Source organism: Curtobacterium sp. MCBA15_004, from assembly GCF_001865055.2.
GTDB lineage: Bacteria > Actinomycetota > Actinomycetes > Actinomycetales > Microbacteriaceae > Curtobacterium.
In genome coordinates, this window is the sequence record NZ_CP126266.1 from 1,404,920 (window position 1) to 1,419,393 (window position 14,474).

The 14,474-nt window shown below is 75.3% G+C and carries 15 protein-coding genes and 1 riboswitch; of the genes, 6 read left to right on the forward strand and 9 right to left on the reverse strand.

Annotation, left to right across the window (positions count from 1 at the left end; genetic code table 11):
* Window positions 1–193: 193 nt before the first annotated feature.
* The 3 genes from QOL16_RS06670 to QOL16_RS06680 all read right to left on the reverse strand — a co-directional run bounded on the left by QOL16_RS06670 (window position 194) and on the right by QOL16_RS06680 (window position 2,738).
* The gene (locus QOL16_RS06670) at window positions 194–1,066 is read right to left on the reverse strand and encodes a patatin-like phospholipase family protein (protein ID WP_071247429.1); all 873 of its coding nucleotides are present in this window, start codon (window positions 1,064–1,066) and stop codon (window positions 194–196) included.
* Between the two features lie 145 nt (window positions 1,067–1,211).
* On the reverse strand, window positions 1,212–2,240 hold the full coding sequence (locus QOL16_RS06675; protein WP_071285066.1) for an NADPH:quinone reductase: 1,029 nt from the start codon (window positions 2,238–2,240) through the stop codon (window positions 1,212–1,214).
* Window positions 2,241–2,366: 126 nt separating this feature from the next.
* Window positions 2,367–2,738 (reverse strand): helix-turn-helix domain-containing protein, encoded by a 372-nt coding sequence (locus QOL16_RS06680; protein ID WP_065965037.1) that lies wholly within the window; start codon window positions 2,736–2,738, stop codon window positions 2,367–2,369.
* A 90-nt stretch (window positions 2,739–2,828) separates the two neighbouring features.
* Between QOL16_RS06680 and QOL16_RS06685 the strand changes: the two genes are divergently transcribed.
* Window positions 2,829–3,482 carry an NAD(P)-dependent oxidoreductase gene (locus QOL16_RS06685; protein WP_065965039.1) on the forward strand — a complete coding sequence of 218 codons (654 nt, stop codon included), beginning with the start codon at window positions 2,829–2,831 and terminating at the stop codon, window positions 3,480–3,482.
* Between the two features lie 733 nt (window positions 3,483–4,215).
* Here QOL16_RS06685 and QOL16_RS06690 read toward each other — a convergent pair.
* On the reverse strand, window positions 4,216–5,541 hold the full coding sequence (locus QOL16_RS06690) for an MFS transporter (protein ID WP_071285067.1): 1,326 nt from the start codon (window positions 5,539–5,541) through the stop codon (window positions 4,216–4,218).
* A gap of 272 nt (window positions 5,542–5,813) precedes the next feature.
* On the opposite strand from QOL16_RS06690, the gene QOL16_RS06695 reads away from it, so the two are divergent.
* Window positions 5,814–6,671: a LysR substrate-binding domain-containing protein gene (locus QOL16_RS06695; protein ID WP_071285068.1), complete on the forward strand. Its 858-nt coding sequence runs from the start codon at window positions 5,814–5,816 to the stop codon at window positions 6,669–6,671.
* 16 nt (window positions 6,672–6,687) lie between these two features.
* Here QOL16_RS06695 and QOL16_RS06700 read toward each other — a convergent pair whose 3' ends face one another.
* Window positions 6,688–8,349 carry a hypothetical protein gene (locus QOL16_RS06700; protein WP_071285069.1) on the reverse strand — a complete coding sequence of 554 codons (1,662 nt, stop codon included), beginning with the start codon at window positions 8,347–8,349 and terminating at the stop codon, window positions 6,688–6,690.
* Between the two features lie 197 nt (window positions 8,350–8,546).
* The gene (locus QOL16_RS06705) at window positions 8,547–9,314 is read right to left on the reverse strand and encodes an NADPH-dependent F420 reductase (RefSeq protein WP_139266473.1); all 768 of its coding nucleotides are present in this window, start codon (window positions 9,312–9,314) and stop codon (window positions 8,547–8,549) included.
* On the opposite strand from QOL16_RS06705, the gene QOL16_RS06710 reads away from it, so the two are divergent.
* From QOL16_RS06710 to QOL16_RS06725, 4 genes are all read left to right on the forward strand, one after another.
* On the forward strand, window positions 9,313–9,609 hold the full coding sequence (locus tag QOL16_RS06710) for a GNAT family N-acetyltransferase (protein WP_071285070.1): 297 nt from the start codon (window positions 9,313–9,315) through the stop codon (window positions 9,607–9,609). The genes QOL16_RS06705 and QOL16_RS06710 overlap by 2 nt on opposite strands.
* 19 nt (window positions 9,610–9,628) lie before the next feature.
* Window positions 9,629–10,090, forward strand: a complete 462-nt coding sequence (locus QOL16_RS06715; protein ID WP_071285083.1) for a VOC family protein — start codon at window positions 9,629–9,631, stop codon at window positions 10,088–10,090.
* Between the two features lie 87 nt (window positions 10,091–10,177).
* Window positions 10,178–10,648: a MarR family winged helix-turn-helix transcriptional regulator gene (locus QOL16_RS06720; RefSeq protein WP_071285071.1), complete on the forward strand. Its 471-nt coding sequence runs from the start codon at window positions 10,178–10,180 to the stop codon at window positions 10,646–10,648.
* Window positions 10,649–10,655: 7 nt separating this feature from the next.
* Window positions 10,656–11,159 (forward strand): metallophosphoesterase, encoded by a 504-nt coding sequence (locus tag QOL16_RS06725; protein WP_071285072.1) that lies wholly within the window; start codon window positions 10,656–10,658, stop codon window positions 11,157–11,159.
* Window positions 11,160–11,172: 13 nt separating this feature from the next.
* Here QOL16_RS06725 and thiD read toward each other — a convergent pair whose 3' ends face one another.
* From thiD to thiM, 3 genes are all read right to left on the reverse strand, one after another.
* Window positions 11,173–12,714 (reverse strand): bifunctional hydroxymethylpyrimidine kinase/phosphomethylpyrimidine kinase, encoded by a 1,542-nt coding sequence (gene thiD, locus QOL16_RS06730; protein WP_071285073.1) that lies wholly within the window; start codon window positions 12,712–12,714, stop codon window positions 11,173–11,175.
* Window positions 12,711–13,472, reverse strand: a complete 762-nt coding sequence (gene thiE, locus QOL16_RS06735; RefSeq protein WP_083395113.1) for a thiamine phosphate synthase — start codon at window positions 13,470–13,472, stop codon at window positions 12,711–12,713. Before thiE ends, thiD begins: the two co-directional genes overlap by 4 nt.
* The gene (gene thiM / locus QOL16_RS06740) at window positions 13,469–14,341 is read right to left on the reverse strand and encodes a hydroxyethylthiazole kinase (RefSeq protein ID WP_071247410.1); all 873 of its coding nucleotides are present in this window, start codon (window positions 14,339–14,341) and stop codon (window positions 13,469–13,471) included. Before thiM ends, thiE begins: the two co-directional genes overlap by 4 nt.
* Window positions 14,330–14,426: riboswitch (TPP riboswitch) on the reverse strand. Its footprint overlaps the gene before it by 12 nt.
* Between the last annotated feature and the right edge of the window lie 48 nt (window positions 14,427–14,474).

The following is a 14,474-nucleotide window of genomic DNA, read 5'->3' on the forward strand; positions in this document are numbered from 1 at the left end:
CGCCGGGCGCTGCGTGCGTCATCTCCGACGTCGTACGACAGCCGCGATGTCGCATCATGCGCGCGCACGGAAGCCCGAGCGGCGGAGGCGTCATCGTGGACGTCGTACGACAGCGGCGATGTCGTTCCGCAGCGGCACCCCACCACGCGACACCGCCCGCTACCCCGCCCGGCCCGCTACCCCCGCCCGTAGCTCACGCCCAGAATGCCGCGATCGCCTCCGCGACCCCCGCCCCCTGCCGCCGCCCCTCGACGGACGCCGGTGCCTGGGTCGACAGCGACAACGAGTTCGCGCCGAACGCGTGCTGCGACGCACTGTCCGCGACGATCACCTCGACCGAGCTGCCGCCCGCGCGCAGGGACTCGACCGCGACGTCGAGCCACGGTCCGAGCGGCGATGCGCCCTCGGGTCCGCACGCCACGACGAGCACGCGCTCGTGCCCGGCGGCGACGTCGGCGTTCGTGGCCGAGCGGAGCCCGCCGTCGATGTGCGGCACCCCGTCGATGTGCACGGGCGACCACACGAACGGCACCGAGCAGCTCGCCGCCACGGCACGCGTCAGGGGCACGCCGGTCGTTGCGGTGAGCACCTTGAACGTGCCGTCGGTGGCGTCGATCGTCGTGACCCCGAGCGGCTTCTCCGGCCACTCGGTCCCGGGCAGGGTCTCGGCGAAGGTCGCGATGCGCTCCTCGTCGGTCTGCCCGGTGACGACCTGCTGCGCGACGGCGCCGAGCCGGGCGCGGGCGTCCTGCTCCGAGGTCGAGCCGGCCAGCACCTGCGCGAGGCGCTCCTGGAAGTCCTCGCCCGCGATCGGCGCCGGCTCCTCGTAGGTGGAGGGCACCGGCGCGTGCAGCTGCTCGTACGCGGGCGCGACCGCGCCGTACCGGACGAACGTCCCGACGACACTGCCGGCGCTCGACCCGACCACCAGGTCCGCCGCGTCGAGGTCGACCCCGGCCTCCTGCAGCGCGGACAGGACCCCGACCTCCCACGCGATGCCGGCGACGCCGCCACCGCCCAGGACGAGTGCGCGGGTACCGGGGGCTGGGGTGGCGAGTTCGCTCATGCGACCTGCTTACCAGGTGGGGGAAGGACGGACGGGAGGATCGTGGCGGGCCCGCCACGATCCTCCCGTCCGTCCGGTGTCGGCTCGGCCGACCCGTCACCGCCGGTCCGGCGCGGACCGACCCCGTCTCGCGAGAGGTGCGGGGTCAGTCCGACGCGACGTCGATGAGGACCTTGCCGACCGCGTCGCCCTCGACCGCGTCGTGGGCGGCGGCGGTGTCCTCGAGCGCGAAGCGCACGAGCGGCAGGCCGGCGTCCTCGCCGACGGGGAGCACACCGTCGCGGAGGGCCGCGGCGACGTCCTCGGCGGCTGCCGTCAGCGCGTCGTCGCCGATCGTGTAGAGCAGCAGGAACTGGTAGCGGGCGTTCACGCTCATGTTCGGACGGATCGGCAGGGTCGCGTGGTCGCCGCCGTTGTTCGCGTAGATCGAGACGACGCCGTGGTTCGCCAGGACGTCCGCGACCAGGTCGGCGTTCTGCGGGATGGACACCTCGACGACGATGTCGACGCCGTCGGGGGCGATCTCGCGGATGCGGGCGGCGGCGTCCTCGTCGCGGTAGTTCACCGTGTGGTGGGCGCCGGCGGCGGTCGCGAGGGCGGCCTTGGCGTCGGAGCTGATCGTCGTGACGACGGTCGCCCCGGCCCAGCGTGCGAGCTGCACGGCGGCGTGCCCGACGGCTCCGGCGCCACCGGCGACGAGGACCGTGCGGCCCGCGAGCGCACCGGGGGACAGCCGCGAGGGGCCGTGCTCGTGCGTGGTGAGGGCGCGGTGCGCGGTCATCGCGGGGACGCCGAGCGAGGCGCCGACGTCGAAGCTCGTGCCCTCGGGCAGCCGGACGGCCCGTGCGGCGGGGACGACCGTGTACTCCTGCGCGGTGCCGGTCGGGCGGCTCGCGGCGGCCATGTACAGCCAGACGCGGTCGCCCTCGGCGAGGTCCTCGACGCCCTCGCCCACGGCGTCGACCACGCCGGCGCCGTCCTGGTTCGGGGTGATCTCGGGGAAGGGCAGGCCGTCGCCGTACGTGCCGCCGGCGCGGGCCTTCCAGTCGGTGGGGTTGACGCCGGAGACGACGACGCGGACGCGGACCTCGCCGGGGCCGGGCTGGGGGACCTCGCGGTCGACCAGGTCGAGGACGCTGCTGTCACCGGGCTTCGTGTAGACGATGGATCGCATGTGTCCAGGCAACCACCGCGGGGTGCGGGGTCTTCCCGGTGGCGTTCAGCGCGGTGTGCCGGTGCGCCGGTGCGCCGGTGCGCGGCTGGTCGCGCGCCGTTCCGTGCGGCGCGCGACCGGTGCCGTTCAGCGCGGGGTGCGCGCGTCGTACTCGTCGCGTGACTCCTGCACGTCGGCCATGTGGTCGGTCGCCCAGTCCTCGAGCGGTGCGAGCACCGTGCGGAGGGAACGGCCGCGTTCGGTGAGCTCGTACTCCACCCGCGGCGGGATCTCGGGGAACACCGTCCGGGTGACGAGGCCGTCCCGCTCGAGCGCACGGAGGGTCTGCGTCAGCATCTTCTGCGACACGCCCTGCACCCGCGCCGCGAGCGTCGAGTACCGCTGGGGACCGTCCACGAGGGACCCGATCGTGAGCACGCTCCACCGGTCGCCGATCCGGTCGAGGAGCTGCCGCGACGGGCAGTCCGCGGCGTAGGGGCTGTACTCGAGCGCTGACATCGCATCCTCCGTTACGCACCATCAGGTGCCTACTTCCCAGAAGAGAGTAACGCGAGTACGGTCGGGGTCACCAGTCACGGAAGGACACTCATGACCAACATCGTCGTCTTCGGCGGCACCGGCTACGCCGGCTCCGCCATCGTCCGCGAGGCCCTGTCCCGCGGGATCGCCGTCACCGCCGTCGCGCGCGACACCTCGAAGCTCGACGCCGCCGAGGGCCTGACCCTCGCGCAGGGCGACGCCTTCGACGCCGACTTCGTCGCGGACGTGACGAAGGGCGCCGACGTCGTCATCGTCTCGCTGCAGGCGGTCCAGGCCGACGGCAGCGAGCTCAAGGACAAGTTCCAGCACTTCGTCGACGCGGCCGCGGCTGCCGGCGCACGCCTCGGCATCGTCGGCGGCGCCGGCTCGCTGCTCGTCGCGGAGGGTGGCCCGGCGCTGGTCGACACCGCCGAGTTCCCGGACGAGGTCAAGCCGGAGGCGAAGAGCCACGGCAAGATCCTCGAGGGGCTGCGGTCGGGCGCCTACACGGGCGACGTCGACTGGTTCTACGTGAGCCCGGCGGCGGCGTTCGGCAGCTGGAACCCCGGCGAGCGGAAGGGCACCTACCGCACCACGGACGACCTGCTGCTCACCGACGCCGACGGCAACTCGGACATCTCCGGCGAGGACTACGCCATCGCGATCGTCGACGAGGTCGAGCGCCCGGCGCACCACCGCGCCCGCTTCGGCGTCGCGTACTGAGGCACGGCGCGCCGCGGGAAACCGTGGCGCGCAGCGCCCGCGCACAGTCGAGAGCACGCCGCACCACGCATCAGCGTGGTGCGGCGTGCTCTTCGTGGTCGGGCCGCTTCGTGTCGGCCGGGAGGCGCGTGGCGGTCCGGCCGCGCGCCTCCCGTCCGCCGTGTGGTGCGTGCTGTTCCCGCACAACGGGAGGCACGTCGCGCCACGTGATTCCGTGGTGCGACGTGCTCCTGGTTGTGCGTCGTGTGCACGGCGGCTGCGCCGCGCCCGCTCGCACGGCGGCTGCGCCGCGCCCGCTCGCGCGGCCGGTCGGGCCGCCCCGTGTCGGCCGGGAGGCGCGCGTCGGACGGGAGGCCCGTGGCGGCCCGGCCACGGGCCTCCCGGCCGACGTGTGGTGCGGGCTGCTCCCGCACAACGCAAAGCACGTCGCGCCACGTGATTCCGTGGTGCGACGCGCCTCCGGTTGTGCGCCGCGCGCACGGCGGCTGCGCCGCGCCCGCTCGCGCGGCCGGTCGGTCCGTCCCGCGTCCGCCGGGAGGCCCGTGGCGGCCCGGCCACGTGCCTCCCGTCCGACGTGTGGTGCGGGCTGCTCCCGCACAACGCAAAGCACGTCGCGCCACGTGATCCCGTGGTGCGACGTGCTTCCCGTTGTGCGCCCGCCCCGGCCAGCGCGACCGCGCGCGGCGATCGCGCGCCTGCGGCGCCGCGCCGCCCGCCGCGACCGCGCGCCGCCCTACCGCTGCCCGACGATCGCGGGCATCGGCAGGTGGTGGCGCATCCGCACGGCGAGGTGCAGACCGCCCCGCCGGGCGAGGACGAGCCCCACGACGACCGCCGCCGCTGCCGGGACGCCCCCGGCGACGACCATGCCGACGTGGGCGCCGAAGTGGTCCACGACCTGGCCCATCAGCGGGCCGCCGATCGCCTGCCCGCCGAGCAGCACGAGGACGTACAGCGACATCACTCGGCCGCGGATCGCCACGTTCGAGGACAGCTGCACGAGCGAGTTCGAGGCGGTCATGAACAGCAGCTGCGACATCCCGACCGCGACGAGCGCGACCGTGAACGGCGCGATCACCGGGATCGAGCCGGACACCACGAGCAGGACCCCGGTCCAGAACACCCCGCCGACGATCGTGCGGAGCCGCACCACCGCTCGACGGGTCGACAGCAGCGCACCGACCAGGGCACCGACCGCGACGGCCGAGTTGAACGCGCCGTAGCCCGCGGCGCCGACGTCGTAGACCTTCGACGCGAACGCCGACAGCAGCACGGGCATGGTCAGGGCGAACACCGAGAAGAACACCATGAGCACGACGGGCACCAGGATGGTCGGCTTCCGCACGGCGTAGCGGAGCCCCTCGACGAGCTGTCCCTTCGTGCGGGGAGCCGGCGGTGTCCGGTGCAGTTCGGACACCCGCAGGAACCCGAGCGTCACCACCACGGCGACGCACGCGATCGCGTTGACGCCGAACGACCACCCGGCCCCGACCGCGACGAGCAGGGCGCCGGACAGCGCCGGCCCGATCATGCCGCCGAGCTGGAACACGCTCGAGTTGACGCTGATGGCGTTGCGGAGGTGCTGGTGCCCCACGATCTCGGTGACGAACACCTGGCGCGCGGGGTTGTCGATCACGGTCACCATGCCGACGAGGAACGCGATCACCCAGATGTGCCACGCCTCCACCACCCCGGTCAGGGTGAGCACGGCGAGCAGGGCGGACAGCACCGCGAACGCCCCCTGCGTGATCATCATCAGCGCACGCTTCGAGAACCGGTCGACGAGCACGCCGCCCCAGAGCCCGAAGAACAGCATCGGCGCGAACTGGCACGCGACCGTGATGCCGACCTGCGCGACCGACCCGGTGAGCTGGAGCACGAGCCAGTCCTGCGCGATGCGCTGCATCCACCCCGCGGTCATCGCCACGAGGTTCGTCGCCGTGAACAGGCGGAAGTTCGGGACGGAGAGCGCGATGAGGGTGTGGCGCCACGGCGGCCGTTCGGCCTGGATCGGGAGGGGTTCGGTGGGGGGAGGGAGGGTCGTCGGTGACGCACTCACGGTGGTGGGGCTCCGGATCGTCGGGGGCGGATTCGTACCCGTTCGAAACTACGTCACCGCGGCCCATTCGATCCCCGTATGGTGACTATCAGTCCATTGCGGAACGCAATGACCGGCGCAGCGTCGACCAGCGCCGGCCATCGCGGAACGCAACGACCGGCGCAGCGTCGACCAGCGCCGGCCATCGCGGAACGCAACGACCGGCGCACCGCCGACCCGCGCCGCCCGACCGGAGCGACCTCGACCCACCCTCCCGACCAGATGGAGCCCCCGTGCTCGACCCCGTCCTGCTGCAGACCTTCCTCGCGGTCGCCGAGACCGGGAGCTTCACGGTCGCCGGTCAGCGCCTCGGCATCAGCCAGCCGACCGTCTCCCAGCACGTGCGGCGGCTCGAGACCGCGGTGTCGCGCACCCTCGTCGCCCGGGACACCCGTGGGGTCGCCCTCACCGACAATGGCGACGCGATGGCGGGCTTCGCCCGGACGATCCTCGCGGCCCACGCGACGGCCGACGCGTACTTCTCGGGGGCGGCCACCCGCGGTCGGCTCCGGTTCGGCGCGGCCGACGACCTCGCGATCACGCAGCTCCCGCGGATCCTCCGGGACTTCCGGCGCCTGCACCCGCAGGTGAACCTCGAGCTCACGGTGAACCAGTCCGCCCCGCTCCTGCGCCGGTTGCACGCCGGGCAGCTCGACCTCGTGTTCATCAAGCAGACCGCGGGGGAGTCGGCCGAGGGCACCCGCGTCGCGACCGACCAGATGGTGTGGATGGCGCAGGACGGCATCGCGCTCGAGCCCGGCGAACCGGTCCCGCTCATCGCGTACCAGGCCCCGAGCATCAGCCGGCAGATGGCGATCGACGCCCTCGAGGCGGCCGGTCGCACCTGGCGGATCACCTGCAACACGCGTGACGTGAACGGCGTCCTGGCCGCGGTCCGGGCAGGGATCGGGGTGGCGGTGTTCCCGCACTCGCTCATCCCCGCCGACCTGGTGAAGGTCTCGCAGCGGCTCGCGCTGCCGGACCTGCCGGCCGTCGACTACGTGCTCATCGCGAACCCGACGGTGCAGCGGGAGCCGATCGAGGCCCTGACGAACGCGATCACCTCGCGCGGGGTCGTCCGCGCGGTCTGACGGCGGGCGCTCCGCCCTACGGGGCGACGCCCGGCACGACGCCGGTCCCGGTCACGTCCGGCAGCGCGATCCCACCAGCACCGACCAGCGCCGCCGCGAGGGCCCAGAGCAGCACGAGCGTCCCGACCCCGCCGAGCACGGCACCGAGGAGCGCGAGCGGCCGCTGCCACGTCGTGGTCGGGTCCCGCAGGACGGTCGTCGACAGCACGAGCGCGACGATCCCGAGGGCGATCCCCGTCGCGTGCACGGTCGCCGGCGCGGTGAACCACCACGCGGCGAGCGCGAGGGTCGCGCCGCCGGTCAGGGCACCGAGCAGGCCGCCCGTGGTCGGCGAGACCGCGGGCCGCCGGTCGGTGCGCGTGGTCGCGGAACCGGCCGGGAGGCGCGGTGCACGTCCGTCGGTCCGGCCCGCGTGGCCGGGACGGTCACCGGTGCTCGCGTGGTCACCGGTGCTCGGACGCTCGCCCGCTCCCGCGCGCGCACCGAGGGCCCGGCTGCGCGCCTCGGGAGCGGACGTCCGGCCGGCCCGTGGCCCGGACCGTCCACGCCCTCGTCGGGGTCGAGCGGACCGCGCCGCACGTTCGCTCTCGGGCAGGTCGATCGTCTCGAGGGGCATCGTCGCGACGGAGAGGCCGTCCTCGTCGCCGGGGACCGCCGCTCCGAGGGCACCGGACGCGTCCGTGTGCGGCACGCTCCGGTGCGCCGCGCCGCCGTCGGGTGCGGTGTCGGCCGTGGTCGGGGTGCTCGTCGGGGGAGCGAGGACGGCCTCGAAGGACGGCGCCGACTGCTGCTGGTCGCGCGGGGCCTGCGGCGCGATGGGGGCCTGCTGTCGGGCGAAGCGTGCGGGGGTGCGGTAGCCGATCGGCCCGGTCGGCTCCGGTTCGGTGCCCTCCACGAGGACGTGCTCGAGGCCGGGGACCGAGAACCGCGGTCGACCGACCGCGGGGTCGAGCCCGCTGTCGGGCACGGCGACCGGGACCGGTGCCGCCGTCGCCGCACGAGCCGGTGCCGAGCGCTCCCGTGCCGGACCCGGTGCGACCGGGACGCTGTCGGTGGGCGGGACCCGCACCGCGGGCGAGGTCGGGGCCGGCGGCAGGAGGTCCTGCTGCGGCGGGAAGTCCGGGACGACCACGTCATCGGCCGAGGGCAGCGCACCCGGCGCCGCTCCGGCGAGGGCAGCCAGGTCGCTCGCCGGGCTGGCCGGACCGGCGCCCCGGACGGACGCCTCGGAGGCGCCGGGGACCGGCCATCCGCTCGACGCGACCGTCCCGTGCGGAGCGGCGGGACCGTCCGCTGCGTCGATCGCGGTCGGCACGGCGTGCTCGACGGACGGACCGGTGCCGGACGGCAGGTGCGCGGAGACGGCGGCGCCGGCCGGGACCGTGCCGGCCAGGGCAGGAGCGGTGTGCGCGGGACCGGACAGCACGGCGTGCGGCGCGGAACCGTCGCGGGCCGGGGCGTCGACCGGGGCGCCGGACGTGACGGCCGGGGCGGTGGTGACGACGGCGGTCACCGCGAGGGCACCGGAGGGGCGGGCCGGTCCACCGGGGGTGGGGCGGGCCTCCAGGCCGGGTGCCGGGGACGTGCCGGACGCGACCTCGTCGAGGGGCGGAGCAGTGACCCAGGCGGGGACCGGGCGGCGGGGCCGGTCCCGGTCCGACATGCGGTGCGACGCCACTCGTGCTCCTTCGCGTTGTCTGATCCATCGTCAGTTCTATCCGGACGCATGGTCTCGGACGAGCCCCAGTTCCGGGGTCGTCGGCGATGCCGGGACGCACGAGGGCGGTCCTCCGCCGCGCCGGGACGCACGAGGGCGGCCCTCCGCCGCGCCGTGACGCTGGGGAGGACCGCCCTCGGTGTGCGGTGCCGGGCCGGCTACTGGTCCCGGTAGCGCTTCGCCTCGGCGAGCTTGCCGCGGAGCTCGTCCGCCGTGAAGCGGGGGCCGTAGCCGGGGGTGTCCCGCTGGATGCGCCAGCCCTCGGCGAGCGGCCCGGCGTCGACGACGTCGAAGCCGAACTCGTCGATGATCGCGGCCACGGTGCGCTTGGCGTCCTCGTCGTCACCGGCGACCACGAGGGCACGACGGTCCGGGGTGCCGGCCGGTGAGGCGTCGCCGGTGAGCGCGTCGGCTCCGATGTGGTTGAACGCCTTGACGACGTGCGCGCCGCGCAGGTGGTCCTGCAGGAGCTCGGCGGTCGTCGTGGTCTCGTCGTCGAGCTGCGCGATGTGTCCGTCGCGCTGCGGGTAGTAGTTGTTCGTGTCGATGACGACCTTGCCGACGAGCGGTTCGACGGGGATGGTCTCGATCGCCGCGAGCGGGGTGGTGACCACGACGACCTCGCCGGCCGACGCCGCCTCGTCGCGGGTGGCCGCGCGAGCGCCGTCGCCGAGCTCCGCCACGAGGTCCTGCAGCGTCTCCGGTCCGCGCGAGTTCGCGATGACGACCTGGTGGCCGTGCTGCACCGCGAGGCGTGCGAGCTGGGATCCGATGTTGCCTGCTCCGATGATGCCGATGACTGTCATGCGGTGTGCAACCAGAGCGGCGCCCGGCCATTCCCGCCGGCGGGCCGCGGCGGTCGGTGGGGCTTGCCGGTCGCCGACGCTGCGACACCGACGGCGGGACGAGGGGCATGATGGCCGCATGGCCCACGAGTTCCGCGACGAGACCGACCGCGACCGCTACGCGATGTACGTCGACGGCGTGCTCGTGAGCGTGCTCGACTACCGGGTCGGCGAGGACGCGGTGTCGTTCCCGCACACGTACACGGTGCCGGCGCACCGCGGACACGGCTACGCGGCGGAGCTCGTCGAGCACGCCGTGGCCGACGTCGAGCGCCGCACCACGAAGCGCATCGTCCCGATGTGCTGGTTCGTCGGCAAGTGGTTCGACGAGCACCCCGACAAGGCACCCCTGCTCAGCCGCGGTGCCGCGGACTGAGCCCGACCTGGAGGCGACGATGCCGTCCATCACCCCGTTCCTCTGGTACGACGACCAGGCCGAGGAGGCCGCGGAGAGCTACACGAGCCTGTTCCCGGACAGTCGGGTCGACAGCGTCGCCCGGACGCCCGACGGCACCGCGCTCGTCGTCGAGTTCACGCTGCTCGGCCAGCCCTACCGCGCGATGAACGGCGGCCCCGGGCACCCGCACACCGACGCGGTGTCCTTCCAGGTCGACGTCGACACCCAGGAGGAGCTCGACCGCGTCTGGGACGCCCTGCTCGCGGACGGCGGGAAGCCGGTCGCGTGCGGGTGGCTCGTCGACCGGTGGGGTCTGTCGTGGCAGGTCACGCCGTCGATGATGGGCGACCTGATGACCGGGAACGGTGACCCGGAGGCGAACGCCCGGGTGTTCGCCGCGATGCGCGACATGGTGAAGCTCGACATCCCCGCGCTGCAGGCCGCGGCGGCGGGTCGCTGAGGGATCGTCGGAGATGGTCGCCGGTAGGGTGACGGGACCGAACGGCGCCGAGCGGCCGGCGCCGTCAGCGACAGGCTGGAGACGGCGATGAGCAGCCCCGGGCCCGACCTCCGAGACGCCTCGATCGGCCGCGCGTACACCGAGCTCTCGCGCATCACCCGACGCGCGAGCATCCGGGCGCGCGGTGACGACGAGGTCCTCAGCATCGTCGACCAGTCCCTCGTCGACTTCGTCGTCCAGCACCCCGGGTGCATGGCGATCGACATCGCCCGCTACCTGCGCCTGAACCGGTCGACGATCTCGCGGCAGCTCTCCGGGCTCCTCGCGGCCGGGCTCGTGCGGACCACCGACGGCGGCTCGGGCAACGCCAAGCCGCTCGAGGCCACCGAGGCCGGACGGAATGCCCTCGAACGGTCGGTGCGCCTGCACCGCGACGCACTCGAGGAGCGGCTCGCCGAGTGGTCCGACGACGACGTCGCACTGCTCGCCGGCCTGCTCGAACGGCTCGGCGCCGCGGACGAGGCCGGGCTGCCGATGCCCGGACGCGCGGAGTCGTGAGCCGCCGGTGACGACGTCGTTCGTCCTGCTCTCAGACACCCACCTGCCGAAGCGCGCCAAGGACCTGCCCCCGGGCCTCTGGGCGGACGTGGACGCCGCCGACCTCGTGGTGCACGCGGGGGACTGGGTCGACCTGGCGACCCTCGACGCGGTGCAGGGGCGTGCGCGGCGGTTCGCGGGCGTCCGCGGCAACAACGACGGCCCGGAGTTCGACGACCGCCTGCCCCTCGTGGCGCGCTTCGCGGTCGAGGACCTGCGCTGGGCCCTCGTGCACGAGACCGGCACGTCGACGGGCCGGGAGCGCCGGGCGGACGCGGCGTACCCGGACACCGACGTGCTCGTCTTCGGTCACTCGCACATCCCGTGGGACACCGTCGCCCCGTCGGGGATGCGGCTGCTCAACCCCGGGTCGCCGACCGACCGGCGCCGGCAGCCGCACCACACGTGGATGCGGGGCACGGTGTCCGGCGCCGACCTGTCCGTCGAGCTCGTGCGGCTGCCGCCGCGCTGACGCCGCCGACGGATCAGCCCGTCGGCATCCGGAAGAACGCGAGCTCCCACGCCGTCGACACCCGGAACGCCCGGGCCATGCGGCCGCGCTCCTCGGCGCTCGCCGCGACCGCGTGCCGCTCGACCCGGTCCGTCGCCTCCGCCGAGGCCGCCGCGAACCCCGGGTCGCCGTACGCTCCGAGCCAGTCGGCGAACGGGTGCCCCTCCGGCGCCCGGCCGAGCTGCGTCCCGACCCAGGCGTAGACCCGGAAGCACGGCAGGACCGCGGCGGCCAGCACCGCCGCCGAGCCGGTGTCGGCCGCCCGCTGCAGGTGTGCGAGGTACCCGGCGCACACGGGGTGCACCGGGTCGTCGGCGTGCGTGCCGGCGAGCCGACGGTGGTGCAGGTCCCGCGCCTCGTCCGCGCAGCCCTGCGCCGCAGCCGCCCAGAAGGCGGACTCCGACTCCGCCGACACCCCGGACCCGGCCGAGCCCGCCGACCCCACCGGCTCCAGCCCCGACCCCGCCCCCGACCCGTCCCCGCCCGCCGCCCGCGCCAGCGCCTCGAGGTGCCCCTGGTACGCCCGCAGGTAGTGCACGTCCTGCGCCAGGTACCCCGCGAACACGTCCGCCGGCAGCGACCCGTCCCGCAGCCCGACCAGGAACGGCGTCGCGAGCGTCTCTTGAAGCACCCCCGCCACGTCGGCCCACCAGCGGTCCGTCCACCGCCGCTCCGGCAGCAGCGCGCGCACGGCGGCGCCGTGGTCGACGGGTCCGTTCCCGTTCCCGCTCCCGACCCGCAGCGCGTCCGCCCCGCCGAGCGCCTGCCCGAGCCAGTCCTTCGCCTCGCCGACCGCGAGCTCCCAGTCGCCCGAGGCGGCCGCGAGCGTCGCGACCGCGCTCGACAGCGAGCACCCCGTCCCGTGCGTGTTCGTCGTCGCGACCCGCGGCGCCGAGAAGGTCCGCCGCTCGCCGGACGGCGACACGAGCTCGTCGTCCGCGGTCGGTCCGTCGTCGTGCCCGCCCTTCGCCAGCACCCGGACGTCCCAGGTCCGCGCGACGAGGAGCGCCGGGTCCGCGGCGTCGGCGTCCCCGGCGAGCTCCGCCAGCACGGCGAGCTCCGGTCGGTTCGGCGTCACGAGGTCGGCGAGGCCGAGCAGCGCGCGCACCGCGTCGGTGGCGTCCTCGTCGAGCAGCCGGTCGCCGCTCGTGGCCACCATCACCGGGTCGACGACGACCACCGGCGGCCGGTGCTCGCGGAGCCACGCGGTCACCTCGCGCACCACGGCCGCGGTGCCGAGCATCCCGACCTTCACGGCGTCGACCTCGACGTCGTCGGACACGGCGTCGAGCTGCTCCCGCAGGAACCGCACGTCGGGCACGTGCACCGACCGCACGCCGTGCGTGTTCTGCGCCACGAGCGCGGTCACCACGCCCATCCCGTAGCCGTCGTGCGCCGCGATCGCCTTGAGGTCGGCCTGCAGCCCGGCGCCGCCGGTCGGGTCGGTCCCCGCGATCGCCAGCACGCGCGGCACGACCGGACGCGGGTCCCCGCCCGCGACCGTCGGCCGGGTCACCGTCGGCCCCCGTCCGGCACGGCACCGGCCTGGAGGCGCGGATCGCCGCCCGCGGTCGGGTCCGGCTCCGTCCCGTGGACGGCTCCGACCCCGTCGCGGAGGTCGGCGACGCCGGCCCACGCCGCCAGGTACGCGACCGCCGCCGCGCCGGGGTCGGCCGCCGCGCAGATCCCGGACACCACGGCCACCCCGGCGACGCCGGCCGCGCGGAGCGCCGGGACGTCGTCGAGGCCCACGCCGCCGATCGCCACGCACGGCACGTCGGTGGCGGCCGCGATCCGCGCGACCCCCGCGTGGCCGAGCGGTGCCGGGTGGTCGGGCTTCGTCGAGGTGGGGTGCACGACCCCGACGCCGAGCAGGTCGACGGTGCCGCGGGGCAGCCGGTCGACGGCGGCCAGGTGCGCCGGCGTGTTCGCGGTGAGGCCGACGTGGGCGTCCGGGCCGAGGAGCGCCCGCGCGGCCGTCACGGGCAGGTCGGACTGTCCGAGGTGCACCCCGGCGACCCGGTGTCCGGCGACCCGGGCGGCGAGCGCGACGTCGAGGCGGTCGTCGACCACCACCGTGGCACGGTCGCCCACCGCGTCGGCGACGGCCGCGGTCAGCGCGAGCAGGTCCCGTGCCGAGGCCGTCTTGTCGCGCACCTGCACGGTCCGGACGCCGGCCTGTACCGCGGCGCGGACGACGCCGAGCACGCCGACGCCGTGCCGGTCGCAGAGCGCCCCGTCGGTGACCAGGTACACGCCGAGGTCGGCGGTCACGACCGGACGCCGTCCGTCGTGCCGGCACCGACCGGGGCGGCCGTGACCGTGACGCGGGCCTCGCGGACGACGTCGTCCGGGGTGAGCGCGGCCAGCCGGTCGAGGAAGAGCGGCTGGAACGTGCCCGGACCGCCGGCGTCCCGGGCGGCGAGCTCGGCCGCGACCGTGTGCACCACGGTGGCCGCGACGGCGGCCGCGCCGGGGTCGTCCGGGGCGACCGCGGTGAAGGCGGCGACGACGGCGCCGAGGGCGCACCCGCCGCCCGTGATCCGCGTGAGCAGTTCCGTGCCGTTCGCGACGCGCACCGTCCCGGTGCCGGGCGCGACCAGCAGGTCGACCGGACCCGACACGGCCAGCGCGCCCACGGTCCTCCCGTCCGACGCGGCGACGGCGGCCGCGAGCGCGTCGTCGGGGCCGACCGTGCTGTCCACGCCGCGCCCGCCGGCCGAGGCGCCGAGCACGGCGAGGACCTCGGAGGCGTTGCCGCGCAGCACCGTGGGACGGAGCGCGAGGAGCTCGCGGGCGAGCGCGGTGCGCACCGGGAGCGAGCCGACCGCGACCGGGTCGAGCACCCAGGGGGTGCCGGCGTCGACGGCGGCGGTGGCGGCCTCGACGGACGCGACCCGCGGCTCCGCGTGCGGCGTGCCCGTGTTCACGAGCAGGGCGTCCGCGACGCGGGCGAACGGCCCGGCCTCGGTCGGCACGTCGACCATCGCGGCCGAGGCGCCGAGCGCGAGCAGCACGTTCGCGGTCACGTTCTGCACCACCGTGTTCGTGATGCACTGCACGAGCGGTGCCCGGGCGCGGACGGCCTCGAGCAGTTCGGCGGTGCGGTGTGCCCAGGCAGGGGAGGGCGCAGCGTTCTCCATGGACGATCCCTTCGCGAGTACGAGCTCGAGCAGGTTCGACGGGTGTGATCTCAGCCGCCCGGTGGCGGCACCCCGTGTCTCGAGCGTCACCGTACACGAGCTCCGGGGCCCTGCGGGAGGGGCGTCGGCGAGC

What these genes read in the sequence shown, in the direction of transcription:
- QOL16_RS06670 (WP_071247429.1), bottom strand. Translation starts at nt 1,066, where the DNA reads ATGAGCGAACTCGCCACCCCAGCCCCCGGTACCCGCGCACTCGTCCTG.
- QOL16_RS06675 (WP_071285066.1), bottom strand. Translation starts at nt 2,240, where the DNA reads ATGCGATCCATCGTCTACACGAAGCCCGGTGACAGCAGCGTCCTCGAC.
- QOL16_RS06680 (WP_065965037.1), bottom strand. Translation starts at nt 2,738, where the DNA reads ATGTCAGCGCTCGAGTACAGCCCCTACGCCGCGGACTGCCCGTCGCGG.
- QOL16_RS06685 (WP_065965039.1), top strand. Translation starts at nt 2,829, where the DNA reads ATGACCAACATCGTCGTCTTCGGCGGCACCGGCTACGCCGGCTCCGCC.
- QOL16_RS06710 (WP_071285070.1), top strand. Translation starts at nt 9,313, where the DNA reads ATGGCCCACGAGTTCCGCGACGAGACCGACCGCGACCGCTACGCGATG.
- QOL16_RS06705 (WP_139266473.1), bottom strand. Translation starts at nt 9,314, where the DNA reads ATGCGGCCATCATGCCCCTCGTCCCGCCGTCGGTGTCGCAGCGTCGGC.
- QOL16_RS06715 (WP_071285083.1), top strand. Translation starts at nt 9,629, where the DNA reads ATGCCGTCCATCACCCCGTTCCTCTGGTACGACGACCAGGCCGAGGAG.
- QOL16_RS06720 (WP_071285071.1), top strand. Translation starts at nt 10,178, where the DNA reads ATGAGCAGCCCCGGGCCCGACCTCCGAGACGCCTCGATCGGCCGCGCG.
- thiM (WP_071247410.1), bottom strand. Translation starts at nt 14,341, where the DNA reads ATGGAGAACGCTGCGCCCTCCCCTGCCTGGGCACACCGCACCGCCGAA.